General features: G+C 74.2%; 22 protein-coding genes. 8 read left to right on the forward strand and 14 right to left on the reverse strand.

Features of this window, described 5'->3' with window-relative positions:
• Positions 1 to 195: 195 nt before the first annotated feature.
• Entirely contained in the window at positions 196 to 846 is a 651-nt protein-coding gene (locus tag ABT123_RS04470) for a DUF3000 domain-containing protein (RefSeq protein ID WP_351309678.1), read from the reverse strand.
• Between the two features lie 91 nt (positions 847 to 937).
• Here ABT123_RS04470 and hemE point away from each other — a divergent pair, with 91 nt between their 5' ends.
• Both hemE and ABT123_RS04480 read left to right on the forward strand, forming a co-directional pair.
• Positions 938 to 2,002, forward strand: a complete 1,065-nt coding sequence (hemE, locus tag ABT123_RS04475; RefSeq protein WP_351309681.1) for a uroporphyrinogen decarboxylase — start codon at positions 938 to 940, stop codon at positions 2,000 to 2,002.
• 7 nt (positions 2,003 to 2,009) lie between these two features.
• Positions 2,010 to 2,915 carry an aminoglycoside phosphotransferase family protein gene (locus ABT123_RS04480; protein ID WP_351309683.1) on the forward strand — a complete coding sequence of 302 codons (906 nt, stop codon included), beginning with the start codon at positions 2,010 to 2,012 and terminating at the stop codon, positions 2,913 to 2,915.
• 64 nt (positions 2,916 to 2,979) lie between these two features.
• Here ABT123_RS04480 and ABT123_RS04485 read toward each other — a convergent pair whose 3' ends face one another.
• From ABT123_RS04485 to ABT123_RS04495, 3 genes are all read right to left on the reverse strand, one after another.
• Positions 2,980 to 3,351: a hypothetical protein gene (locus tag ABT123_RS04485; protein WP_351309685.1), complete on the reverse strand. Its 372-nt coding sequence runs from the start codon at positions 3,349 to 3,351 to the stop codon at positions 2,980 to 2,982.
• Between the two features lie 78 nt (positions 3,352 to 3,429).
• The gene (locus ABT123_RS04490; RefSeq protein ID WP_351309687.1) at positions 3,430 to 4,812 is read right to left on the reverse strand and encodes an FAD-dependent oxidoreductase; all 1,383 of its coding nucleotides are present in this window, start codon (positions 4,810 to 4,812) and stop codon (positions 3,430 to 3,432) included.
• A gap of 58 nt (positions 4,813 to 4,870) precedes the next feature.
• On the reverse strand, positions 4,871 to 5,938 hold the full coding sequence (locus ABT123_RS04495; RefSeq protein ID WP_351309690.1) for a DUF4349 domain-containing protein: 1,068 nt from the start codon (positions 5,936 to 5,938) through the stop codon (positions 4,871 to 4,873).
• 173 nt (positions 5,939 to 6,111) lie between these two features.
• Here ABT123_RS04495 and hemG point away from each other — a divergent pair, with 173 nt between their 5' ends.
• On the forward strand, positions 6,112 to 7,605 hold the full coding sequence (gene hemG, locus ABT123_RS04500) for a protoporphyrinogen oxidase (RefSeq protein ID WP_351309693.1): 1,494 nt from the start codon (positions 6,112 to 6,114) through the stop codon (positions 7,603 to 7,605).
• Between the two features lie 22 nt (positions 7,606 to 7,627).
• The gene (gene hemQ / locus ABT123_RS04505) at positions 7,628 to 8,341 is read left to right on the forward strand and encodes a hydrogen peroxide-dependent heme synthase (protein ID WP_351309695.1); all 714 of its coding nucleotides are present in this window, start codon (positions 7,628 to 7,630) and stop codon (positions 8,339 to 8,341) included.
• A 109-nt stretch (positions 8,342 to 8,450) separates the two neighbouring features.
• Here the strand turns inward: hemQ and ABT123_RS04510 are convergent, their stop codons facing one another.
• The 6 genes from ABT123_RS04510 to ABT123_RS04535 form a co-directional block, all read right to left on the reverse strand.
• Positions 8,451 to 10,097: an alpha/beta hydrolase gene (locus tag ABT123_RS04510; protein ID WP_351309755.1), complete on the reverse strand. Its 1,647-nt coding sequence runs from the start codon at positions 10,095 to 10,097 to the stop codon at positions 8,451 to 8,453.
• 92 nt (positions 10,098 to 10,189) lie between these two features.
• Positions 10,190 to 10,963, reverse strand: a complete 774-nt coding sequence (locus ABT123_RS04515; RefSeq protein ID WP_351309697.1) for a TIGR04222 domain-containing membrane protein — start codon at positions 10,961 to 10,963, stop codon at positions 10,190 to 10,192.
• Positions 10,964 to 11,053: 90 nt separating this feature from the next.
• On the reverse strand, positions 11,054 to 11,974 hold the full coding sequence (locus ABT123_RS04520) for a TIGR04222 domain-containing membrane protein (RefSeq protein ID WP_351309699.1): 921 nt from the start codon (positions 11,972 to 11,974) through the stop codon (positions 11,054 to 11,056).
• Positions 11,971 to 13,293 carry an MbnB/TglH/ChrH family RiPP precursor modification enzyme gene (locus tag ABT123_RS04525; RefSeq protein WP_351309757.1) on the reverse strand — a complete coding sequence of 441 codons (1,323 nt, stop codon included), beginning with the start codon at positions 13,291 to 13,293 and terminating at the stop codon, positions 11,971 to 11,973. Before ABT123_RS04525 ends, ABT123_RS04520 begins: the two co-directional genes overlap by 4 nt.
• An 85-nt stretch (positions 13,294 to 13,378) precedes the next feature.
• On the reverse strand, positions 13,379 to 14,569 hold the full coding sequence (locus ABT123_RS04530) for an MFS transporter (protein WP_351309701.1): 1,191 nt from the start codon (positions 14,567 to 14,569) through the stop codon (positions 13,379 to 13,381).
• Between the two features lie 49 nt (positions 14,570 to 14,618).
• Positions 14,619 to 15,419 (reverse strand): aminoacyl-tRNA hydrolase, encoded by an 801-nt coding sequence (locus tag ABT123_RS04535; protein ID WP_351309703.1) that lies wholly within the window; start codon positions 15,417 to 15,419, stop codon positions 14,619 to 14,621.
• Positions 15,420 to 15,502: 83 nt separating this feature from the next.
• Between ABT123_RS04535 and ABT123_RS04540 the strand changes: the two genes are divergently transcribed.
• Both ABT123_RS04540 and ABT123_RS04545 read left to right on the forward strand, forming a co-directional pair.
• The gene (locus tag ABT123_RS04540; protein WP_351309705.1) at positions 15,503 to 16,174 is read left to right on the forward strand and encodes an AIM24 family protein; all 672 of its coding nucleotides are present in this window, start codon (positions 15,503 to 15,505) and stop codon (positions 16,172 to 16,174) included.
• Between the two features lie 41 nt (positions 16,175 to 16,215).
• Entirely contained in the window at positions 16,216 to 16,398 is a 183-nt protein-coding gene (locus tag ABT123_RS04545; protein WP_351309706.1) for a hypothetical protein, read from the forward strand.
• Between the two features lie 36 nt (positions 16,399 to 16,434).
• Here ABT123_RS04545 and ABT123_RS04550 read toward each other — a convergent pair whose 3' ends face one another.
• The 4 genes from ABT123_RS04550 to zapE all read right to left on the reverse strand — a co-directional run bounded on the left by ABT123_RS04550 (position 16,435) and on the right by zapE (position 20,419).
• Positions 16,435 to 17,343 carry a polysaccharide deacetylase family protein gene (locus ABT123_RS04550; RefSeq protein WP_351309708.1) on the reverse strand — a complete coding sequence of 303 codons (909 nt, stop codon included), beginning with the start codon at positions 17,341 to 17,343 and terminating at the stop codon, positions 16,435 to 16,437.
• A gap of 71 nt (positions 17,344 to 17,414) precedes the next feature.
• The gene (locus tag ABT123_RS04555) at positions 17,415 to 18,776 is read right to left on the reverse strand and encodes an alkaline phosphatase PhoX (protein ID WP_351309710.1); all 1,362 of its coding nucleotides are present in this window, start codon (positions 18,774 to 18,776) and stop codon (positions 17,415 to 17,417) included.
• Between the two features lie 62 nt (positions 18,777 to 18,838).
• Complete coding sequence (locus tag ABT123_RS04560; RefSeq protein WP_351309712.1) at positions 18,839 to 19,264, reverse strand: OsmC family protein; 426 nt, start codon at positions 19,262 to 19,264, stop codon at positions 18,839 to 18,841.
• Between the two features lie 69 nt (positions 19,265 to 19,333).
• Positions 19,334 to 20,419 (reverse strand): cell division protein ZapE, encoded by a 1,086-nt coding sequence (gene zapE, locus ABT123_RS04565; RefSeq protein WP_351309758.1) that lies wholly within the window; start codon positions 20,417 to 20,419, stop codon positions 19,334 to 19,336.
• Positions 20,420 to 20,502: 83 nt separating this feature from the next.
• Here zapE and ABT123_RS04570 point away from each other — a divergent pair, with 83 nt between their 5' ends.
• Together ABT123_RS04570 and ABT123_RS04575 are read left to right on the forward strand one after the other, a co-directional pair.
• The gene (locus tag ABT123_RS04570) at positions 20,503 to 21,273 is read left to right on the forward strand and encodes a pyrimidine reductase family protein (protein WP_351309713.1); all 771 of its coding nucleotides are present in this window, start codon (positions 20,503 to 20,505) and stop codon (positions 21,271 to 21,273) included.
• Positions 21,274 to 21,402: 129 nt separating this feature from the next.
• Positions 21,403 to 21,870 carry an indole-3-glycerol phosphate synthase gene (locus tag ABT123_RS04575; protein ID WP_351309715.1) on the forward strand — a complete coding sequence of 156 codons (468 nt, stop codon included), beginning with the start codon at positions 21,403 to 21,405 and terminating at the stop codon, positions 21,868 to 21,870.
• Positions 21,871 to 21,953 lie beyond the last annotated feature (83 nt).

The following is a 21,953-nucleotide window of genomic DNA, read 5'->3' on the forward strand; positions in this document are numbered from 1 at the left end:
GCACCGGCTCGGGGAAGAAGCCGGTGCGCTCCGTGCGGATGGTCACTGACTCCTTCGGCACGTCACCCGCCCGGCTTTAGGGAATGATCACGATTTGGTGAGTAACAATTCGGGCAATTCGGACGCGCGATCGATCGGTGATCGATCAGGGGCGATCAGAAGCCCGCAACGGACCCCCCTTGGCGCCGCAGACCGCTACGGGTGCTGCGGACCGCGCCGCTGCGGCAGCGACACCACACCCGGATCCGCCGGAGGCAGCGGCTCCAGCCCGGCGATCTGACACAGCAACTCACACCACGCGGACAGGTGGGCGGCCGTGTCCGGCACCCCTCCCACCCCTTCCCGGGGCGTCCACGAGGCTCTGATCTCGATCTGCGTCGCCGGACGCCGCGCCCCGAGCCCGCCGAAGTAGTGCGAGCTCGCCCGGGTCACGGTGCCGCTCGCCTCCCCGTAGGTCAGCCCGCGGGCCTCCAGGGCCCCCGTCAGCCAGGACCAGCACACCTCGGGAAGGAGCGGGTCCGCGGCCATTTCCGGCTCCAGTTCCGCCCGTACGAGCGTCACCAGCCGAAACGTTCCGTGCCATGCCTCGTGCCCGGCCGGGTCGTGGAGCAGGATCAGCCGGCCGTCGGCCAGGTCCTCCTCCCCCTCCACCACCGCCGCCTCCAGCGCGTACGCATGGGGCGCGAGGCGTTGCGGCGGTCTGGTCGGGTCGATCTCGATCCCCGGCCGCAGGCGCGCCTTCTTCAAGCCGTCGACCGCCCGTCGGAACGGGAGCGGGACGGAGGTCTCCTTCGCGCTGTCCATACCGTCAGCGCCATCTGAAAATCGTCCCTGAGCCGCAGCCATGCGGGGAACGATAGGCGGAAGAAGGCCCCCTTCAGCGCAGGGACACCCGTGCCGCGGCGGGCACTTCGACATACGTGCGAAGATTTGGGTCGTGAGTGCCAACGACCGCCCGCAGGGCCAGCCGAGTCAGACGTACGATTCCGCCTTCCTGAAGGCGTGCCGGCGCGAGCCGGTGCCGCACACCCCGGTGTGGTTCATGCGGCAGGCCGGGCGCTCCCTCCCCGAGTACCGCAAGGTCCGCGAGGGCACCGCGATGCTGGAATCCTGCATGCGGCCCGACCTGGTCACCGAGATCACCCTGCAGCCGGTGCGCCGCCACAAGGTGGACGCGGCGATCTTCTTCTCCGACATCGTGGTCCCGCTCAAGGCCATCGGCATCGACCTGGACATCAAGCCGGGCATCGGCCCGGTCGTCGCCCAGCCGATCCGGCGCCGCGAGGACCTCGCACAGCTGCGCGACCTGACACCCGAGGACGTGGCCTACGTCACCGAGGCCATCGGCATGCTCACGGGTGAACTCGGCAGCACGCCGTTGATCGGCTTCGCCGGTGCGCCTTTCACCCTCGCGAGCTACCTCGTCGAGGGCGGTCCCTCGCGCAACCACGAGCACACCAAGGCCCTGATGTACGGCGACCCGCAGCTGTGGGCCGACCTGCTGGACCGCCTCGCGGAGATCACCTCCGCCTTCCTGAAGGTCCAGATCGAGGCCGGCGTGTCCGCGGTCCAGCTCTTCGACTCCTGGGTCGGCGCCCTCGCCCCGGCGGACTACCGCCGCTCGGTGATGCCGGCCTCGGCGAAGGTCCTGCAGTCCGTTGCCTCGTACGGAGTCCCGCGCATCCACTTCGGCGTGGGCACGGGCGAGCTGCTCGGCCTGATGGGCGAGGCCGGCGCGGACGTCATGGGCGTCGACTACCGGGTCCCGCTGGACGAGGCCGTCCGCCGGGTCGGCCCCGGCAAGGCGCTCCAGGGCAACCTGGACCCGGCCGTGCTGTTCTCCACCCCGGAGGCGGTCGAGGCCAAGACGGACGAGGTGCTCGCCGCCGCGGCCGGCCTGGAGGGCCACGTCTTCAACCTGGGCCACGGGGTCCTGCCGACCACCGACCCGGACGCGCTGACCCGCCTGGTGGACTACGTCCACACCAAGACGGCCCGCTAGCCGCGGCATGGCGGCGCAGCGGCTGCACGCGGACGAGCCCGAGATCGACGAGGACCTGGTCCGGCGCCTGGTCCGGACCCGGTTCCCGCAGTGGTCCGGGCTGCCCGTCACGGGCGTCCCCTCGGGCGGCACGTCCAATGTGATGTACCGGCTCGGCACCGACATGGTGGTCCGGCTGCCGCGCACCGCCGGGGCCGCGGTGGACGTGGACACCGAGCACCACTGGCTGCCCCGGCTCGCGCCGCAGCTGCCGACGGCGGTCCCGGTCCCGCTCGGCCGGGGCGAGCCGGCCGAGGGCTACCCCTGGCCGTGGTCGGTGTACCGCTGGCTGGAGGGGGAGACCCCGTTGAGTACGGCCGCTGACGCCGAGCCGGCCGCCGACGCCGGGCCGCTCGCCGCCGACCTGGCCGGCTTCATCACCGCCCTGCGGGCGGTCGACCCGGCCGGCGGGCCCGCCGCCTACCGCAGCGAGCCCCTGGCGGCACGCGACGCGGCAACCCGGAACGCACTCGCGGAGCTGTACGAGGAGCTCGACACCGCCGGGGCGACCGCCGTGTGGGAGGCGGCCCTGGAGGCACCCGGCTGGACCCGGCCGCCGGCGTGGATCCATGCCGACCTGCAGCCCGGGAACGTACTGACCGTGCGGGGGCGGCTGAGCGCCGTCCTCGACTTCGGCTGCCTGGGACTGGGCGACCCCGCCGTGGACACCATCGCCGCCTGGTACATCCTCCCGGCCTCCGCCCGGGACGGATTCCGGGCGGCGGTCGGCGCCGACGAGGCGATGTGGGCGCGCGGCCGGGGCTGGGCGCTGTCGATCGCGCTGATGGAGCTCCGCTACTACCGCGAGTCGAAGCCGGAGATGGCGGCGACCGCCCGCCGGGTGATCACCGAGCTGCTGTCGTCCGCCGCCTGACCGCCGTTCCGGCGGGTGCCGCCCGGTTCAGCCCTGGGCGCACCGGTGTCGGCGTGCTCCGGCGTCACCCGGCTGCCTGCCCGGGCGGCGCGGTGCACCGGATGATCCGCGGGTCCGCCCCGGGTTCCCGGAAGCCGACGCGGTACGGGCCGTACACGACGCTGTCCTCCTCGAACGCGCCCTTGGCGTCCACCCTGGCCCGGAAGTCCGTCGGCCCGTCGACCACGACCTCCTGGCCCGGCGGGAATCCGGTCAGCCGGAGCGCGAACCGGGTGTCCTCGTCCTGCATGCCGGGCTCGGTGCGCACCAGTGCGCAGGACGCGCCGGTGGGTGCCGCCGCTACTGCCGTGGCGCCCGGCGCCCAGACGGCGGGGGCGAGGGCCACGGAGGCGGCGAGGGCCGGGGCGAGCAGGGCCAGACGGCGGTGCCGGTTCATCGTGCTGCCCTCCACAGGTGGAAAGCCCCCGACGGTCGCTCCCAGGATATCGGCGCGCCCGGCCCGGGGCAGGGCGGGCTACAGCGCGGTGACGCGGACCGCTGCCACCGCCTTGCGGGCCGCGACCAGGATCGGGTCCCAGACCGGGGAGAACGGCGGTGCGTACCCCAGGTCGAGGCCGACCACCTGGTCCACGGTCATGCCGGCGGTCAGCGCGACCGCCGCGATGTCCACCCGCTTCGCCGAGCCCGAGCCGCCCACGATCTGGACCCCCAGCAGGCGGCCGGTGCGCTGCTCGGCCAGCATCTTCACCGTCATCTCCGCCGCCCCCGGGTAGTACCCGGCCGTGTTCGTCGACCGGATGGTGGCGGTCACGAAGCGCAGGCCCACTGCCCGCGCGTCCTTCTCCCGCAGTCCGGTACGGGCGATCTCCAGCGCGCAGACCTTGCTCACCGCGGTGCCGACCACCCCCGGGAAGGTGGCGTAGCCGCCGCCCACCCCCGAGCCGATCACCTGGCCGTGCTTGTTGGCGTGCGTGCCCAGCGGGATGTGCCGGGTGCGGCCCGAGACCAGGTCCAGCACCTCCACGCAGTCCCCGCCCGCCCAGATGTCCTCGTGGCCGCGGACCCGCATCGACAGGTCGGTCAGCAGGCCGCCCGAGTCACCGAGCGGCAGGCCGGCCGCCCGGGCCAGCGCGGTGCGCGGCTCCACGCCGATGCCGAGGACCACCACGTCCGCCGGGTACTCCTCGCCGGAGGCCGTGGCCACCGCCCGGGCCCGGCCGTCGCCGTCCGTCAGGATCGCGGTGGCCTCGGCCCCGGCGACCGTACGGATCCCCATGGCGTTCATCGCGCGGTGCACCAGGCCGCCCATGTCCGGGTCGAGGGTGGCCATCGGCTGTGCGCCGCGGTGCAGGACCGTCACCTCGAAGCCCCGGCCCACCAGGGCCTCGGCCATCTCCACCCCGATGTACCCGGCGCCGACCACCACCGCCCGGCGGCCCTGCGTACGCTCCAGGAACTCCAGCAGCCGCTGCCCGTCGTCCAGGGTCTGCACCCCGTACACCCCGGCCGCCCCGATCCCCGGCAGCCGGGGGCGGACCGGCCGGGCCCCGGTGGCCAGGACGAGGCGGTCGTAGCCGGTCCAGGACTCGGAGCCGGTCTCCAGGTCCCGGGCGCGGACCCGCCGCCCGGGCAGGTCCAGCTCCACCACCTCGGTCCGCATCCGCAGGTCGATGCCCCGCGCCCGGTGCTCCTTGGGTGTCCGGGCGACCAGTGCGTCCCGCTCCGCCACCTGGCCGCCGATCCAGTACGGGATCCCGCACGCCGAGTAGGAGCTGAAGTGCGACCGCTCGAAGGCCACGATCTCCAGCTCCTCCGGGCCCTTCAGCCGGCGGGCCTGCGATGCGGCGGACATGCCCGCCGCATCGCCCCCGACCACGACCAGTCGTTCCGCTGCCATCGCCCGTACCGCCCTCCGCCGTCGACGTCCGCGGAACACGCTATGCGCGAACGGGCGTTCAGTCCTGCACGTCCGCCGGGGTGTCCGTCCCGCCGGCCGGCGCTGACGGCGCGGCCGGTGCTGCGGGCCGCTGCGGCCACACCTGCGGGGCGCCGGTGCTGCGCCGCATCGGAACCGGGGCCGCCGCCGGGCGGAACCGCCGGTACGCCTTCCACAGCGCCAGCAGGACCAGTCCCGCCACGGCGAACGGCAGCACCGCGCCCAGCACCAGGGTGAGCCACTTCAGCCCGGTGAGGAACACGTCCCAGCCGCCCTTCAGGGCGTCCATGAAGACCGGGTCCTCCTCTTTCTTCTGCTCGGCCGGCTCCGCGGGCTTTCCGGACACCTCCAGGGTGATCGTGCCCAGCGAGGTCCGGTCCTTCAGCGCCGCCTGCTGGGCCAGCAGCGCCTCCAGCTCGGACTGACGCTTGCTCAGCTCCCCCTCCAGCATGACCACATCGCCCAGCGCCGAGGCCTTTTCCATCATGTCCCGCACCCGGGCCACGCTGGCCTGCTGCGACCGGACCCGGCTGTCGACGTCGACCACCTTCTCGGTCACGTCCTCCGCCTCCACCTTGCGGTGCAGCAGCTTCCCGCTGCCCTCCAGCGCGCTCAGCACCGAGTCGAACTTCTCCCCGGGTACCCGCAGGGTCACCGTCGAGGTCATCGCCCCGGCTTCGTTCCGCCGGGTGGACTCGTTGCCCACATAGCCGCCCGCGCCCTCGGCCGCCGACCGGGCCGCCGCCAGGGTCTGCTGGGCGTCCTCGGACTCGATGCCCAGGGTCGCGGTGCGGATGATGTGCTGCCGCACCTGCACCGGCTTGCCGGCGGCGCCCGCGGCCGGTGCGGGTGCCGCCGACGGGGCGGTGGCGCCCGCACCCGCCGCCTGCTCCCCGGCCTTGGCGTCGGCGGCTCCCTGCGGGGCGGCCACCCCGCGGTCGGCCTTGGCGCCGGAGCTCTCGCCGTCCGCCGCGCTGCAGCCGGTCAGCGCCAGCATCCCGATGGCCGCCGCGGCCACCAGCACCCGGGCCGAACGCCCGTCGGCAGACCGGCTTCTGCTGCTGTTGTGTCCGTACGTACGCGTCATGGAACAGCCCCCCAGGCTCGATCGGATCTTGACGTTTCGACGTACGGACTCCCGCCACCGGTTTCGCATCCACGGTCCCGAGCCGGTCCCGAACCGGTTACGGTCCGGCCTCGGAGCAGGCCCGACGGCCCGTCTGAGACGATGTGACCCATGGACGAATGGAGGAAGCGGACATGAGCACGGACGGTACGAGCAGGCCGGACACGGGCCCGGCGGACGTGCGGCAGCCCGGCGGCCCGGGCCCCGGCCCCCGCCATGTCCTCGTGATCGGCGGCGGTATCGCCGGCCTTGCCGCCGCCCACCGGCTGCTCGCCGCCGGCGCCCGGGTGACCCTCCTGGAAGCCGGCCCGCGGCTCGGCGGCAAGCTGTACACCGGTGAACTCGCGGGCGCCCCCGTCGACCTCGGCGCCGAGTCCCTCCTCGCCCGCCGCCCCGAGGCCCTGGACCTCGCCCGGGCCGTCGGCCTCGGCGACGCTCTCCAGCCGCCCGCCACCGCCGCCGCCCGGCTGTGGACCCGCGGGGTGCTGCGCCCGCTGCCCGGCGGCCATGTCATGGGCGTACCCGGCGACCTCGGCCCGCTCGCCGCCTCCGGAGTCCTCTCCGCCGAAGGCCTGGCCCGCGCCGAGGCCGAGCAGCCCCGCCCGGCCGCCGAGGAGGTCGAGGACGTCGCCGTCGGCGCGTACGTCGCCGCCCGCCTCGGCCGCGAGGTCGTGGACCGGCTGGTCGAACCGCTGCTCGGCGGGGTGTACGCCGGGGACGCCTACCGCATCTCGATGCGCGCCGCGATCCCCGCCCTGCACCAGGCCATCCGCACCCACCCCTCCCTCACCGAGGCCGTCCGCTCCGTCCAGCGCGAGGCCGCCGAACGCACCCACGCCATCGGCGCCGCCGCCACCGGCCCCGTCTTCACCGGCATCGAGGGCGGCATCGGCCGGCTCCCGCTCGCCGTCGCCGAGGCCTGCCGGGCCGCCGGCGCCCACCTCCTGACCGGAACCCCCGCCCGCGAGCTGCTCCGTACCCCCCGGGGCTGGCGCGTGGTGACGGAAGACGGCCGCGACTTTGAAGCGGACGCGGTGATCCTCGCCACCCCGGCCGGGCCCGCCGCCCGGCTGCTGGCCGGCCCCGCCCCCACCGCCGCCGCCGAACTGCGCGCCGTCGAGTACGCGTCCATGGCCCTGGTCACCCTGGCCTTCCGGCGCTCCGAACTGCCCGAAGCGATCACCTCGGGTGCCTCCAGCGGCTTCCTCGTCCCGCCCGTGGACGGCCGGACGATCAAGGCCTCCACCTTCTCCAGCAACAAGTGGGCCTGGAACGGCGCCGATCCCGGTCTCTTCCTGCTGCGCGCCTCGGTGGGCCGCCACGGGGACGAGAAGGACCTGGAGCGGGAGGACGCCGAACTCGTCGACATCTCCCTCGCCGACCTCGGCGAGGCCGTGGGCCTGGCCGCCCGGCCGGTCGCCGCCGCCGTCACCCGCTGGGACGGCGGACTGCCCCAGTACCCGGTCGGTCACCTGGACCGGGTGGACCGGATCCGGGCCGCCGTCGCCGCCCTCCCCGGCCTCGCGGTCTGCGGTGCGCCGTACGACGGCGTGGGCGTCCCCGCCTGCATCGCGAGCGCCGCCGCCGCGGTGTCCGCCGTAGTGGGCACCCCTGGCACGGACCACTGATCAGGGCAGGGACAATAGGAACATGACTGCACCGGAGAAGATCCCCAACGCGGGGAAGAAGGCCAAGGATCTCAACGAGGTCATTCGCTACACCCTGTGGTCCGTCTTCAAGCTGAAAGACGTGCTCCCTGAGGACCGCGCCGGTTACGCCGACGAGGTGCAGGAGCTGTTCGACCAGCTCGCGGCCAAGGACATCACCGTCCGCGGCACCTATGACCTGTCCGGCCTGCGCGCCGACGCCGACGTCATGATCTGGTGGCACGCCGAGACCTCGGACGAGCTGCAGACCGCCTACAACCTGTTCCGCCGCACCCGGCTGGGCCGCGCGCTGGAGCCGGTGTGGTCGAACATGGCGCTGCACCGCCCCGCCGAGTTCAACAAGTCGCACATCCCGGCCTTCCTGGCCGACGAGGTCGCCCGCGACTACGTCAGCGTCTACCCCTTCGTGCGCAGCTACGACTGGTACCTGCTGCCCGACGAGGACCGCCGCCGGATGCTCGCCGACCACGGCAAGATGGCCCGCGGCTACCCGGACGTCCGCGCCAACACCGTGGCCTCCTTCTCGCTCGGCGACTACGAGTGGCTGCTCGCCTTCGAGGCCGACGAGCTGCACCGCATCGTCGACCTGATGCGTCACCTGCGCGCCTCCGAGGCCCGGATGCACGTCCGCGAAGAGGTGCCGTTCTACACCGGACGCCGCAAGTCCGTCGCCGATCTGGTGGCCGGACTCGCCTGATACCTCCCCTGGGGGGAAGGGCCGGGGGAGCACGCCGTCACGTGGCTCCTCCGGTGGATCGGGAGGCCCTGCCCCCGAAACGACGCAGCCGGAGATCCCGCCCGGAAGTTCAGACGGCAGGAGGCAGCGCCGACCCCCGGGTCGCCGCTGCCCGGCCGTCCAACGACACCGGTGCGGGCTCCGGATGCGGCGCACATCCGGCCCGCCGGCCCGCGGTCTCGCCGGTCAGCAGGTACCGCTCCACATGCCGGTCCACACAGGCATTGCGGCCCCCCGCCACCCCGTGGGTGCCCGCGCCCCACTCCGTGACCAGTGCGGCGCCGCCGCCCAGCCGCCGCTGGAGCTCCAGCGCCCCCCGGTAGGGGGTGGCCGCGTCCCGCTCCGCCGCCACGATCAGCGTCCGGGGCAGCCGGGCCGCCGCCGGCCCGCCCACCGCCACCGGCTGCTGCCGCGGGGACACCGGCCAGAAGGCACACGGCAGGTTCAGCCAGGCCTGGCCCCAGGCCGCGAAGGGCGCCCGGCCCGCCAGCGCCAGGTGGTCGCGGTCCCAGACGGCCGCATCGGCCGGCCAGGGCGCGTCGTTGCACAACACCGCGGTGTAGACCGCGCTCGCGTTCTCCTGTTCCGCTGTCGCTGCCGTCGCTGGATCCGGTGCGGCCTGCTCGACCAGCGGTTCCGAGTCCCCGGCGAGAAAGGCGGACAGCGCCGCCGCCCGCACCGGCCAGAGCGCATCGTCGTAGGTCACCCGGAGATAGGCGTCCGTCAGCTCCCCGGTGCCGACCAGCCCGCCGGCCGGCCTGCGCGCCACCGCCTCGCGCACCTTCTCGTAGCTCGCCCGCACCGCCGCCGGGGTGGCGCCCAGCCCGTAGGTGGCGTGGTGCCGGGCCGCCCAGGCCCGGAAGTCGTACCAGCGGCGTTCGAAGGCCGGCGGCCGGTCGAGCAGGCCGCGGTACCAGATCCGCCGCGGGTCGGGGTCCACCGGCGAGTCGAACACCATCCGGCGGACGTGCCCCGGGTAGAGGGTCGCGTACACCGCTCCGAAATAGGTGCCGTATGAGGTGCCGAAGAAGCTCAGCCCGGATTCGCCGAGGGCGGCTCGCAGGACATGCAGGTCCCGGGCGTTGTTCAGGGTCGAGTAGTACGGCAGGGCCGCGCCCGCCCGCTCGGCGCAGCCCCGCGCACGGCCTTGGGCCTCCGCCACGCGCTGGTGCCGGTACGCCGCCGAGGGCGCGGCCGGGACCTGGCGGGGGGCCCGGGCGGACCCGGCGGGGGGTTGGCAGGACAGCGGTGCGGACCCGCCCACTCCGCGCGGGGCGTAGCCGACCAGGTCGTAGGCGGCGGAGATCCGCTGCCACTCCGGGAGTCCGGCGACCGCCGGGAAGAACATGCCCGAGGCGCCCGGCCCGCCGGGGTTGTAGACCAGCGCGCCCTGGCGGCGGGCGGTCTTGTGGCCGGTGGCGGGCAGCCGGCTGACGGTGAGGGAGATCTGCGGGCCGTCGGGGCGGGCGTAGTCGAGGGGCACCTGCAGCAGGGCGCAGCCCACGGGGGCGGGCAGTCCCTCGGCCGCGGGGCAGGGGGTGAAGGAGAGCGGCCGGGCGGCGGCGCGGCGGGCGGCGCGCTCGGTGCCGGCGGCCTCGGCGATGTGTGTGGGCGCGGGCGCGGGAGCGGCGGCGTGGGCCGGGGTGGGGGCGGGGGCGCACAGGGTCAGGCAGAGCACCGCGGCTGCGGCTCCGAAACGGGCGGGCGGAGTCCGCATCACGGGCATCAGGGGTCTCCCTTCGATCTTCCGTCGATCGGATGATCACCCTGGGTCTCGGCCGAGTACAGCAGCCCCGCCGGGTGCCGCCGTCATCGACCCCGTTGCCGCGGCAGGATCCCCCGGCCGCCGGAGGACAGCGCCGCACGCAGCCCCGGATCGGCGACCGCGGCCACTCCGCGCAGGGCGACGGCGGCGAGCGGGCCGCCGTCGCCGGCGCGCAGCCCGGACAGCAGCCGCTGTCCGGCCGGGGAGGCCCAGGGGGAGTGGTGGGAGGCGTCGAGGCGGGCCATGGCCAGGAGGGCCAGGGCCGGCAGGAGCGGCAGCCCGAACCAGCAGAGGACCAGCGCGGTATCGGTGGCCCCGCCTGGCAGCGTGAGGGCCGCCGTGGCCATCGCGGCCACCAGCAGGACGGCGCCGCGCACCTCCCGGAGCCCGTGGCCCAACCCGGCGCGGGCCCCCTCGGGGAGGGCCAGCCCGGCCGCGCGGAGCCGCTCGGCGAGCCGGCGTACGGCCTCGCCCGCGGCGGTGGCGGTACGGACGGCCGCGACCGGGGACTGGCCCTCCGGGCCGAACGCGCCGAGGACCGACCGCTCCAACGGGTCCCGGCCGACCGGGTCGACCACGGTCGCCCAGCCGGTGTGGGCCAGCAGCAGCCGGCGCTCGCGCTCCATGGAGACCAGGGTCAGGTTGGCGACCCGGTGCGGGCCGCCGGCCAGATAGGCCGCCTCGTAGAGGGTCAGCTCCCCGTGGTCGGAGGCAGAGGTCTCGGAGACCTCGACGGCTTTGGCGGATGCGCGGAGGAGGCGGGCGCCGGCGGCGAGGACACCGGCCCAGGCCACGAGCAGGAACAGGACCCAGAACATGGGCGCATGTCTACAAGATGACAAGCGCCCTGGTCAGGGGTGGTGTAGAGGTCGTGATGGCTTTGTGACGCGGCATCAGGAACGGTCGGTTCAACAGGAACTGGACGAACCGCCGCAACTCGACCCGCCGGAGCTGCTGGCGCAACTCGAGCCGGTGGAGCAGGCCGATCCGGAGGAGCAGGCCGATCCGCCACCGCCACCGCCACCGTCGCCGCTTCCGCACCACACCGCCGCCATCCCGGCGCTCCCGTCACCGTGCGCGGCGCGGGGGCCGGAGGGCCCGCGCCGGGGACCCGCCGAGCCCCGGATCAGCTGCGTCCGCAGCAGCGGATCGGGCACCGCGAGCGGCCCCTTCAGCGCCACCGCCACCCGCGGGTCCGCACTGGAGCCGTACGCCCTGCGGTAGGCCTCCAGCGCCTGCCGGCCTGCCTTCGTGGCCCGGCCGCCGGCCTGTACGGCCAGCACCACGGCGGCCACGACCCCCAGCAGCAGCGCCGGCAGCGCGGCCACGGCCGGGCCGGGCGCGATGGCCGCCAGGACCCCGAGCACGGGCAGGCCCAGGATGCAGAGCATGGCCTGGACCGCCGTCCAGGTCCGCCAGCGGGACAGCGCCCCCGGGGTGATCAGCATCCCGCGGGCGGCGAGCCCCTCGCCGGTCTCCCGGACCGCCGGGTGGGTCTGGGCCGCCGACCGCAGCGGGTGCAGGGCTCCGCTCACCGCGCTGCCGAACACCTCCAGCACGGCCCGCTCGCCCGGGTCGTTCCCCCGGGCTCCGGTCCGCACCTGCACGATGCCCGGCCCGCCGATCATCATCCGGCCGTCGTAGCAGAGGGAGACCAGCGCCGCGTCGGCCACCCGGCGGGGGCCGCCGGTCAGGAACGCGGCCTCGGAGAGGTCGAGCGGGGCCGGTCCGGGCAGGGCCGCGCCCCGGGCCCGCCGGATGCCGAGCGCCGCCCAGCCGGTCGAGCCGAGCACGGCGAGCCACAGCAGCAGCACACAGGCCACGATCATGCGACGGCCCTCCGCGGACGCGGACGCGGCCCGAGCCCGAGCCGACCGGCCCAGCGGCTCAGCCGGTTCGGTGGCCGGCTGCCGACCCGGTCCTGCCACCAGCGGGTGAGCCGGCGCCGGGCGGCCGGGTCCGCGGGCAGCCCGTGGACCAGCAGGTGCTCGGCGAAGTCCAGGGCGTCCCGCCGGTAGCCGCCGGTCATCGGCCGGTGCCGGGCGTAGCCGAAGAACTCCTTCCGGAACGCCTCGGGGCCCAGGAAGCCGACGAGTTCGGGGGCGATCCGGCGCACCACATCGGCCCGCTTGGCCACCAGCGCCCGGGCCTGTACGGCGACCCGCTGCCGGTCGAACCCCTCCGGCACCGGGGTCCCGGCAACCAACGCGGAAAGCAACGCAGTCTGCGCAACCCCCACCCGCCCCCGCGCACCCCCGACCTCCGACACCGCCGCCGCACCGCGGTCCGCACCCCGGTCGGAAGCCGCGCCAGCGGCCGGGGCTGTGGTCCGGGCTGGGGCCGCGGAGGCCAGCGTGGCGCGGATTGCGGTGAGTTCGGCTGCGAGTTCCGGCTCCGGTGGGAAGTCGTCGTCGCGCTCCAGCAGGACGCCCGGTGGGTCCACCCGCTCCCGGAGTTCGGCCAGCAGGTCCAGGACCTGCGCCGGCACCGGGTGTGCGTGCGTGTCGTGCCACACCCCGTCCCGTTCCACGCCGCCGGCCACATGGACGTACGCCAGGGCTTCCGCGGGCAGCGCATCGAGCACGGCGCGCGGGTCCTCGCCGCGGTTCACCCGGTTCGTGTGCAGGTTGGCCACGTCGATCAGCAGTCGGACGCCGGTCCGCTCCACCAGCTCGGCCAGGAACCGGCCCTCGGTCAGCTCCTCCCCGGGCCAGTTCACCAGCGCGGCGATGTTCTCCAGGGCCAGCGGCACCGGCAGGGCGTCCTGGGCGATCCGCACGTTCTCGCAGAGCACGTCCAGCGCGTCCCGGGTCCGCGGCACCGGCAGCAGGTGCCCGGCCTCCAGCGCCGGCGACGAGCTGCGGACGAAGGCGATGTGCTCGGTGACCAGCGGGGCCCCCAGGGCCACCGCCCGCTCGCCGAGATCGGCCAGCCGGCGGCCGTCCGGCCGGTCCGCACCGCCGAGACCCAGCGAGACCCCGTGCGGGACCACCGTCACCCCGCGCTCCCGCAACCGCAGCAGGGACTCCGGCAGATGGCCGGGACACAGGTTCTCGGCCACCACCTCCACCCAGTCGAGTCCCGGCAGCCGCTCGACCGCCTCCGCGATCTCCGGCCGCCAGCCGATCCCCACCCCCAGGCGTGCCATGGGCTTCATGCCCCTCGCCCCCCTTCCGTTGCTTCTGCCGATGTCATGGCCCCGGCTCCGTGCAGCCAACCGCGAAGGGCCGGGTTCAGAGCAACATTTGAGCTTCGGCGCGGGCCGTGAACGGCCGGCCGGCAAGGGTGACGGCCACGGAGACCGCGGCGACGGCGGTGATCGCGGTGCCGGGGTCCAGCACCTGGGCGAGACCGCCGGCGAGCGCGGCGCCGAGGCCCTGCCAGGTCATCCGGCCGGCCGACTCGACGCCCTGGACCTGGCCGCGGACCGGGCCGGGCGTCAGCTCCAGCAGCTGCTCCTGCAGGGGCAGGGTGGCGGCGAACCCGGCACCGGCGAGGAACACCGCCACGGCCAGGACCGGGACGGGCGGGTGGAGCACGAACAGCAGGTAGGGGACGGCGAGCAGCAGCCGCAGGGCGAAGGCGCAGCGGCGCCGCCGTTCGGCGGTCAGCAGCCGGCCGACGATCAGGTCCCCGAGCAGCATGCCCGCCGCTCCGGCGGCCAGCAGGGTGCCGGCCCGGTCCGGGTCGTACGCGATGAACAGCGCCTCGCAGCCGACGATCAGACCGTTGGGAACCCACAGCTTCACCAGCAGGGCCCGCCGGCTGGGGTGGGCGAAGAGCTCGGCGTTGGTCGCCCAGGTCTGGCGCAGTCCGGGGCGGGAGACGAGCCGGATCGAGTGTTCCCGGACGGTGGCCGCCGTCACCAGCAGCCCGAGGCCGGTGAGGGCCGCGGCGAGGACGAAGAGCCCCTGCGGGCCCAGCTCCCGCAGCAGGACCGCGCCGAGGGCGAAGCCGAGGATCGCGGTGCCGCCCGAGGTGATGTTCATCAGCGACCGGGCCGGGGCGTAGGCGGCGGCCGGTATCACCTCGGCGAGCAGGCCCATCCGGGTGCCGGTCCCCAGGGACTGGAAGAACCCGAGCACCAGCAGCAGGGCGAACCGGGCGGCCAGCGGCAGCCCCGGCAGGCCTTGCGCAGCCACGCCCGCCAGTGAGACCGACTGGAGGGCGAGCAGGGTCCGGCGCGGCCGGTTCGCGTCGGCGACCGACATCAGCGTCAGCGCGCCGAGCACCGTCGCGAACGTGGCGCCGTACATGCTCACGGCCGTCAGGAACGGGGAGCGGGTCTGCTGGTGGACGAGGGTGCCGAGCGCGAAGCCCGACAGGGTGGCGGCGGCGACCGTCAGTGTGAAGCCGGCGTACAGCCCGGCGAACTCACGATTGCGGAGCAGCTCGCGGTAACCGGTGAGAGTGGTGGAGGACATGAAAAAAGCCTCCGGACGCGTGCGCGGAGCACTCCGAAGGCCAACGCGCTCATTCTAGCAGGGTGTTCAGCCGCGACCGCAGGGCTGGGTGGTCGGCCACCACCGTGCACGAGCCCGGAGCGATCTCGGTGAAGCCGGCGTCCCGGACCACCGGCAGCCCGCTCCCGGTCAGCTCCGCCCACCGCTCCGGCCCTGCGGTGCGTACGGCCAGCCGGAAACCGGAGTCCCGCCACCGGGCGCGCTCCGCCCCGGTCAGCTCCCACCAGGCCAGCTGCGCCGCGTGGCCGGCCTGGGCCATGGCCTTGCCGGCCGACATGTCCAGGTCCGGGTTGAGCCACAGCACCGGCACCCCCGGATCCGCCGGGCCGGCCGGCTCCGGGTCGTCCAGGTCGGTGCCCGACACCTGGAGCTTCACGAGCTCCTTGGGCCAGCCGTCCAGCGGCACCGGCGGAAACACCCGCACCTCTGCGCCGACCGTGCCGGCCGCGCCCTCGGCCCCGGCCGCGCCCGCCGTGCCGGTTCCTTCGACGGTGATGCCTGGCAGGGTCGCCGCCTTCCGCCATTCCGCGCCGCGCGCCCGCCGCACCACCTTCCGGATCCGGGCGTCCTGCCAGTCGCGGACCGCGCCGGCCCATTCGCCCTCGCCGAGCGAGCGCTCGTCGGACAGCAGGACGAGCACCGCCCGGGCGGCGGTCTCCAGGGCGTCCGTCCGGGCGGGCGGCCCGGTCTTCTCGATCCGCACCACCAGGGGGAGGACGTACTGGGGCGCCTGGTCGCGGGTGATGTGCTCCTGCCGGAAGGGGCTGTCCGCCCCGACGGCCGGCCGGTCTTCGGTGTCGTTGCTGCTCATCCGGTCAAGGATGCCAGGGGTGGAGCCGGGTTCCGACTTCAGGAGGATGCCGGAGTTGTCCGCTCCGGGTGAGGATCGGGCCCATGAAGAGCGATCTTTTCTCCAACGAGTACCTGGCCCAGCCCGCGACCGCCCCCGGTATGACCCTGCAGAACCCCAAGTCCGTCAAGTACGCCGTCAATGGAGAGATGCTCGCCCGGCAGGGCTCGATGATCGCCTTCCGCGGGAACCTCCAGTTCGAACGCAAGGGCCAGGGCATCGGCGGCATGCTCAAGCGGGCCGTCACCGGCGAGGGCCTGCCGCTGATGGCCGTGCGCGGTCAGGGCGAGGCCTGGTTCGCGCACCAGGCCGGCAACTGCTTCCTCGTCGACATCGAGCCGGGCGACGCGTTCACCGTCAACGGCCGCAACGTGCTCTGTTTCGACTCGACCCTCTCCTACGAGATCAAGACGGTGAAGGGCGCCGGCATGACCGGCGGCGGCCTCTTCAACAGCCTCTTCACCGGCCACGGCAAGCTGGCCCTGGTCTGCGAGGGCAACCCGATCGTCATACCGGTCACCGCCCAGGCGCCGGTGTACGTGGACACCGACGCGGTGGTCGGCTGGAGCGCGCACCTGGAGACCGGGCTGCACCGCTCCCAGTCGGTGGGCTCGATGATCCGGGGCGGTTCGGGCGAGGCCGTGCAGCTGATGCTGCGCGGCGAGGGTTTTGTGATCGTCCGCCCGAGCGAGCAGGTGGAGTCGACGGCTTCCTGAGCCGCGGGGGGCGGGCGGCCGGCGCGAGTAGGCTCGTACGCATGGACGAGAACGAGCCGTACTGCGCCGCCCCGGCCCGCCCCGAGGGCGCGGTGGCCGGCCCGCCGTACGCGGACTGCGTGGAGTGCGGCCGGCCCACCGAGTACGGCGTGGCCACCCCGGGGCGGGTGCTCTGCCCGGTCTGCGAGTGGCAGGACGCGCAGCGCACCGCCTGCTCGGGCTGACGGCTTGGAGGCTTGGCGGCCCGACAGCGGCTACGGCTAGGTTCCGATCAGCTCGGACACCTTTACGAACCGGTAGCCGCGCTTGCGCAGCTCCGGGACGATCGTCCGGATCGCCTCCTCGGTCACCGGGGCCGCGCTGCGAGTGCAGTGCATGACCACCACCGAGCCGGGCTTCACCCCCGCCAGCACCTGCTCGGCCACCGCGGCCGGGTCCTGTGCGAAGGCGTCCCCGCTGACCACGTCCCACTGCACGGCGGTCACCTTGGCGGTGGACAGGGCGCGCAGGGCCTTGTCGTCGTAGCAGCCGCCGGGGAACCGGAAGTAGGGGACCGTGTTGACCGCGCCGGCCGTGCGGAAGGCCTCGAAGGCGCGGTCCACGTCGGCGCGGGCGGCGGCGCCGTCGAGCGCGGGCAGCCCGTAGCAGGGGGTGGTGAAGGCGTGGTGGCTGTAGGAGTGGTTCGCGATCTCGAAGGTCGGATCGGTTCCGATGGCCTTCGCCTGGTCCGGGTACTCCTCCGCCCAGCGCCCGGTCATGAACACGGTCGAGGGCACCCGGAGCCGGCGGAGGGTCTCGATGAGCCGGGGGTTGTCGAAACGTTCCCCCTGGGCGGCGCGCGGTCCCTGATCGGCGGTCATATCGGCGTCGAAGGTGAGCGCGACGGTCTTGTCGGTCTGCTGCCGGGCCCGCGCGAAGACGGGGGTCAGGCCGTTCGGGCCGGGGGCCAGGGTGGGGGGCTTGGCCTGCGGCGCGGCAGGCTTCGCCGGTCCGGCGGCGGGAGCGCCGGGGGCCGGGGCCGATGCCGAGGCCGACGGGCTCGTACGGGGGGCCTCGTGGCCGAGGTCGGACTTCGACGCGGTGCCGGCGTCTCCCGCGCATCCTGCGAGGGCGGCGCCGAGGGCGGCAAGGACTGCCGCGTTGCGCACGGAACGTACGGAAAAGGTCACCTAATCAAAATATATGACTATCTGCCAGGCGGCCTGCCACCGCGCTTGCGTCGCCGTCGTCAAGCCCGCCCCTACCGCCAGGGGCCGGTGATCGCGAAGGTGCGGCCCGGGGTGTAGGCGTTGACGAACATCGTGCCGCCGTCCGGGGAGAAGGAGACCCCCGCGAACTCCGACCACTCCGGGGCCTGCGCCGTGCCGAGGTTGTCGGCGTTGCGGGCCACCGGGTAGACCGTGCCGGCCCGGGTCACCCCGAACACGTACTGCTCGCCACCGCCGTCCTCGCACACCATCAGCCGGCCGCCCGGGGCCAGGCAGATGTTGTCGGGGGAGTCCCCCGGCAGGCGGATGTCCGTCGACGGCCCGAAGAGCACCTCCAGGGTGACCCGGGCGCGCTCCGGGTCGTAGTGCCAGACCTGGCCGAAGTGGTCGGCCGCCGCGCCCTCGCGGGTGCGGGCGTAGCTGGACACGAAGGACACCCCGCCCCGGCTCCAGTAGCAGCCCTCCAGCTTCTGCGCGTGGGTGATCCCGGCCCGGCCGAAGTCCTGGAGGCGGATCGGGGTCCGGGCCGCCGACGGGTCCGGCACCGGGACCCATTCCACCGGGAAGGCCGTGCCCGGCTCGGTGACCTGGGCCAGGTCCGGCACCCCCGGCACCCGCATCGCCTCCAGCCGGCCGCCGGCCCGCAGCGAGCCGGTCCCGCCGAGCGGCCGGTCCGGGAGGAAGCGGTAGAAGAGGCCGAACGGCTGCACGAAGGCGTCCTCGGTCTCGTAGACGACCCCCCGGTACGGGTCCACCGCGACCGCCTCGTGGGCGAACCGGCCCAGCGCGGTCAGCGGGACGGCGCCGGTGCGGAGCGGCTCGGCGGGGTCGACCTCGAAGACATAGCCGTGGTCCTTGGCGTAGCCGTTCGCCCCGGCCCGGTCCTCGGTCTCCTCGCAGGTCAGCCAGGTGTGCCAGGGGGTGGTGCCGCCCGCGCAGTTGACCGCCGTACCGGCGATGCCGACCCGTTCGTCCGCGACCGCGCCCCGCTCGTCCAGGGTGAGTACGGTGCAGCCGCCGCGCGCGTACGGGTCGTAGGTCAGGCCGACGACGGGCGGGACGCGCAGCTCGGCCGTGGCCCGGTTCTCGTGGTTGCGGACCAGCCGGATCCGGCCGCCGTCGCCCGCGGCGAAGGCCCCCATGCCGTCGCAGTTGCCGGGGACCGCGCCCTGGCCGGAGCGCAGCGGACTCCCGGCGACCGACAGGACGCGGTAGCGGAACCCCGCCGGGAGGTCCAGCAGGCCCTTCGGGTCGGGCAGCAGCGGCCCGTATCCGTGGAAGTCCCGGGGCGAGGCGGCCGGGGCGCCGGCGAAGAGCGTGCCCAGCGCACCCGTGAAGACGATGCCGGCCAGGATCTGACGACGGGTCGCGGAGGAGGGTGCCGTGCGTGACATGCGCCCTGTGGTACCACGCGGCGGTGCGGGCTCCCCGTACCGCCGCGCGTGCGGACGGACCGTCAGGCGAGCTTGGCGCTCAGGGTGATGGTCGTACCGGTCAGGGCCTGGCTGACCGGGCAGTTCTTCTTGGCGTCCTCGGCAGCGGCGACGAACGCGTCGTTGTCGATGCCGGGAACCTCGCCCTCCACCGTCAGGTGGATGCCGGTGATGCCCTCACCGGGCTGGAAGGTGACATCGGCCTTGGTCTCCAGGCGGGTGGGCGGGGTGCCCTTGCCGGCCAGGCCGTGGGACAGCGCCATCGAGAAGCAGCTGGAGTGGGCCGCCGCGATCAGCTCCTCCGGGCTGGTCTTCCCGTTCGCCTTTTCCGACCGGGCGGGCCAGGAGACGTCGTACGAGCCGATGCCCGAGGAGTCGAGGGTGACGACACCCTTGCCCTCCAGCAGGTTGCCCTCCCAGACCGTGTGGGCGTGGCGCGTGGTGGCCATGGTGGATCCCTTCGCATAGGTGGAATCGACCGGGCGACGGCCGAACGGCCGAGCCCGGAGCTCCCCAACCTACTGCGCCACCAGCCCCTTTGCGTCCCGCGCCAGTGCGGTGAGCCGCGAGATGGCGCGGAAGTACTTCTTTCGATAACCGCCGTTCAGCATGTCTTCGCCGAACAGCCGGTCGAAGGGGACTCCGGAGGCGAGGACCGGTATCTCGCGGTCGTAGAGCCGGTCGGCCAGGACCACCAGGCGCAGCGCGGTCGACTGGTCCGGCACCGGGCCGACGTCGGTCAGGCAGACCGCGGATATGCCGTCGGTCAGCGCGCCGTACCGGCTGGGGTGGACCCGGGCCAGGTGCTCCAGCAGGCCGGGGAAGTCGTCGAGGCTGGCGCCCGGGGTCGCGTACGCGGTCTTGGCGACCTGCTCGTCGGAGAACGGCGGCGGGGCCTCGGGCAGCCCGCGGTGCCGGTAGTCCTGGCCGTCGATGCGCAGGGGGCGGAAGTGGGCAGAGAGGCCTTGTATCTCGCGCAGGAAGTCGGCGGCGGCGAACCGGCCCTCGCCGAGCTTGCCCGGCAGGGTGTTGGAGGTGGCGGCGAGCGCCACGCCCTCCTCGACCAGCCGGCCGAGGAGGGAGGAGACCAGGACGGTGTCGCCCGGGTCGTCCAGTTCGAACTCGTCGATGCACAGCAGCCGGTGCCCGGACAGGGTCTGCACGGTCTGCTGGAAGCCGAGGGCGCCGACCAGGTTGGTCAGCTCCACGAAGGTGCCGAAGGCCTTGAGGGCGGGCTCGGCCGGGGTGGCGTGCCAGAGCGAGGCCAGCAGGTGGGTCTTGCCGACGCCGTAGCCGCCGTCGAGGTAGACCCCGCGCGGGCCGGTGGGCGCGGCCTTCTTGGGGGCCCGGGCGAACCAGCGGCGCTTCCCGGCGCCGGAGGCGTGCGCTCCGCCGAGCCCGGCGGCAAAGCCGCTCAGCACGGTGACGGCCTCGGCCTGGCTGGGCTGTCCGGGGTCCGGGTTGTACGTGTCGAAGCGCACCGAGTCGAAGCGCGGTGGCGGCACCATCTCGGCGACCAGCCGCTCGGCGGGCACCCGGGGCTCGCGGGCGCAGAGGGCATGCGGGCCCGCGTCGGCGGTGTGGCTCGCTGTGTGGCTCGCTATGTGGCTCCGTCCGGCTGCGGCGCCGGACTCGGTGAGAGATGTTGACACAGCATTCAACTGTACGGCGTGTCACACTGCACCCCATGCGCCACCTGTTCCCTGTGACCGATCAGACACCGGCCGAGACCGATCGGGAGTGGTCGCTCGACGAACTCGCGGAGGCGTATGCCTACCCGCCGCTGACCGGGGACGCCCACTGGCTGCGCGGGAACATGGTGTCCACGCTCGACGGGGCGGCCCAGCACGACGGGCGCTCGCAGCCCATCTCCAACGACACCGACATGCGGATCTTCGGCACCCTGCGGGCCCTGGCCGATGTGGTGGTGGTCGGCGCCGAAACGGTTCGGCAGGAGGGCTACCGGCCGGCCCGGGCTCGGGAGGCCTTCGCCGCCCGGCGGGCTGCTGCCGGTCAGGGCCCGGCCCCCGCCATCGCGGTGGTCTCGGCCGGCCTGGACCTGGACTTCTCGCTGCCGCTGTTCACCGCCCCGCTGGTGCCCACCCTGGTGCTGACCGGCGCGACCGCGCCCGCGGACCGGGTGGCGGCGGCGACCAAGGCGGGAGCCCAGGTCCTGGTGGCCGGGGAGGGGGCCGGGGTGGACCCGGCGCGCGCGGTCCGGGAGCTGGCCGTACGGGGCCACGTACGGCAGCTCACCGAGGGCGGGCCGCGGCTGCTGGGCCAGTTCGTCGCGGCCGGGGTGCTGGACGAGCTGTGCCTGACCGTGTCCCCGATGCTCACGGCGGGTGACGCCCAGCGGATCGCGGGGGGACCGGGGATGGCGGTGCCGCGGCGGCTGGAGCTGGCATCCCTGCTGGAAGAGGCCGGGTTCCTGTTCACCCGCTACCGTCGGATCTGAGAGGCAGCTGCGGAATTAGTCGTTCCGCTTAGCTCCCGCTGGGCACAATTACCAGCGTGAGCCCCGTGCCACAGCGGGGCAGGATGGTTTCCGCAGGGGCCGCCGCGGCCCATGAAGGAGAGGGCGTCCGTGTTCACGAGCGTATTGATGATCGAGAAGCCTCTGACATCCGTAGACGTGGACTTCGTCACCACCCTGCACGGAGACGACCCGGTCTCCTTCTTCGTCCTCATGCAGCCCCGGGGCGACCAGGACCGGCTGCTGCGCGCCATCGACGATGTGGCCCTCGGTGAGCTCCCCGAGGCGATCCGGGAGGGCGACGTGCCCGAGGGGGACGCCGCCCGGGGGCCGGCCGAGCAGGCGCTCGACTACTCCCTGGAGGCCCTGCGCAAGAAGGGGGCGAAGGCCGTCGGGGAGATCATCGAGGACCATCCGCTCGACAAGCTGAAGGCGGTCGTGGAGGCTTCCGCGGCGGACGAGGTGATCGTGCTGACCGCCCCGCACTTCGTCGAGGAGTTCTTCCACCGCGACTGGGCCTCCCGGGCCCGCCACAAGGTGGGCGTCCCGGTGCTGAAGCTGTTCGCGCACAACGAGTGACCGGTTGCTCCCCCGGCCGTGGGGGAGCCCCCGCGGCCGGGGGAGGAATTAGGCTGGGGCCCGTCACACCCGCACCGACGACG

Source organism: Streptomyces sp. NPDC002054 (assembly GCF_040296685.1).
Classification (GTDB): domain Bacteria; phylum Actinomycetota; class Actinomycetes; order Streptomycetales; family Streptomycetaceae; genus Streptomyces.

Coding starts and splice junctions, on each gene's coding strand:
- ABT123_RS04470 (WP_351309678.1), bottom strand. CDS start 846: ATGGCTGCGGCTCAGGGACGATTTTCAGATGGCGCTGACGGTATGGAC.
- ABT123_RS04480 (WP_351309683.1), top strand. CDS start 2,010: ATGGCGGCGCAGCGGCTGCACGCGGACGAGCCCGAGATCGACGAGGAC.
- ABT123_RS04485 (WP_351309685.1), bottom strand. CDS start 3,351: ATGAACCGGCACCGCCGTCTGGCCCTGCTCGCCCCGGCCCTCGCCGCC.
- ABT123_RS04490 (WP_351309687.1), bottom strand. CDS start 4,812: ATGGCAGCGGAACGACTGGTCGTGGTCGGGGGCGATGCGGCGGGCATG.
- ABT123_RS04495 (WP_351309690.1), bottom strand. CDS start 5,938: ATGACGCGTACGTACGGACACAACAGCAGCAGAAGCCGGTCTGCCGAC.
- hemG (WP_351309693.1), top strand. CDS start 6,112: ATGAGCACGGACGGTACGAGCAGGCCGGACACGGGCCCGGCGGACGTG.
- hemQ (WP_351309695.1), top strand. CDS start 7,628: ATGACTGCACCGGAGAAGATCCCCAACGCGGGGAAGAAGGCCAAGGAT.
- ABT123_RS04510 (WP_351309755.1), bottom strand. CDS start 10,097: ATGCGGACTCCGCCCGCCCGTTTCGGAGCCGCAGCCGCGGTGCTCTGC.
- ABT123_RS04515 (WP_351309697.1), bottom strand. CDS start 10,963: ATGTTCTGGGTCCTGTTCCTGCTCGTGGCCTGGGCCGGTGTCCTCGCC.
- ABT123_RS04520 (WP_351309699.1), bottom strand. CDS start 11,974: ATGATCGTGGCCTGTGTGCTGCTGCTGTGGCTCGCCGTGCTCGGCTCG.
- ABT123_RS04525 (WP_351309757.1), bottom strand. CDS start 13,293: ATGGCACGCCTGGGGGTGGGGATCGGCTGGCGGCCGGAGATCGCGGAG.
- ABT123_RS04530 (WP_351309701.1), bottom strand. CDS start 14,569: ATGTCCTCCACCACTCTCACCGGTTACCGCGAGCTGCTCCGCAATCGT.
- ABT123_RS04535 (WP_351309703.1), bottom strand. CDS start 15,419: ATGAGCAGCAACGACACCGAAGACCGGCCGGCCGTCGGGGCGGACAGC.
- ABT123_RS04540 (WP_351309705.1), top strand. CDS start 15,503: ATGAAGAGCGATCTTTTCTCCAACGAGTACCTGGCCCAGCCCGCGACC.
- ABT123_RS04545 (WP_351309706.1), top strand. CDS start 16,216: ATGGACGAGAACGAGCCGTACTGCGCCGCCCCGGCCCGCCCCGAGGGC.
- ABT123_RS04555 (WP_351309710.1), bottom strand. CDS start 18,776: ATGTCACGCACGGCACCCTCCTCCGCGACCCGTCGTCAGATCCTGGCC.
- ABT123_RS04560 (WP_351309712.1), bottom strand. CDS start 19,264: ATGGCCACCACGCGCCACGCCCACACGGTCTGGGAGGGCAACCTGCTG.
- ABT123_RS04570 (WP_351309713.1), top strand. CDS start 20,503: ATGCGCCACCTGTTCCCTGTGACCGATCAGACACCGGCCGAGACCGAT.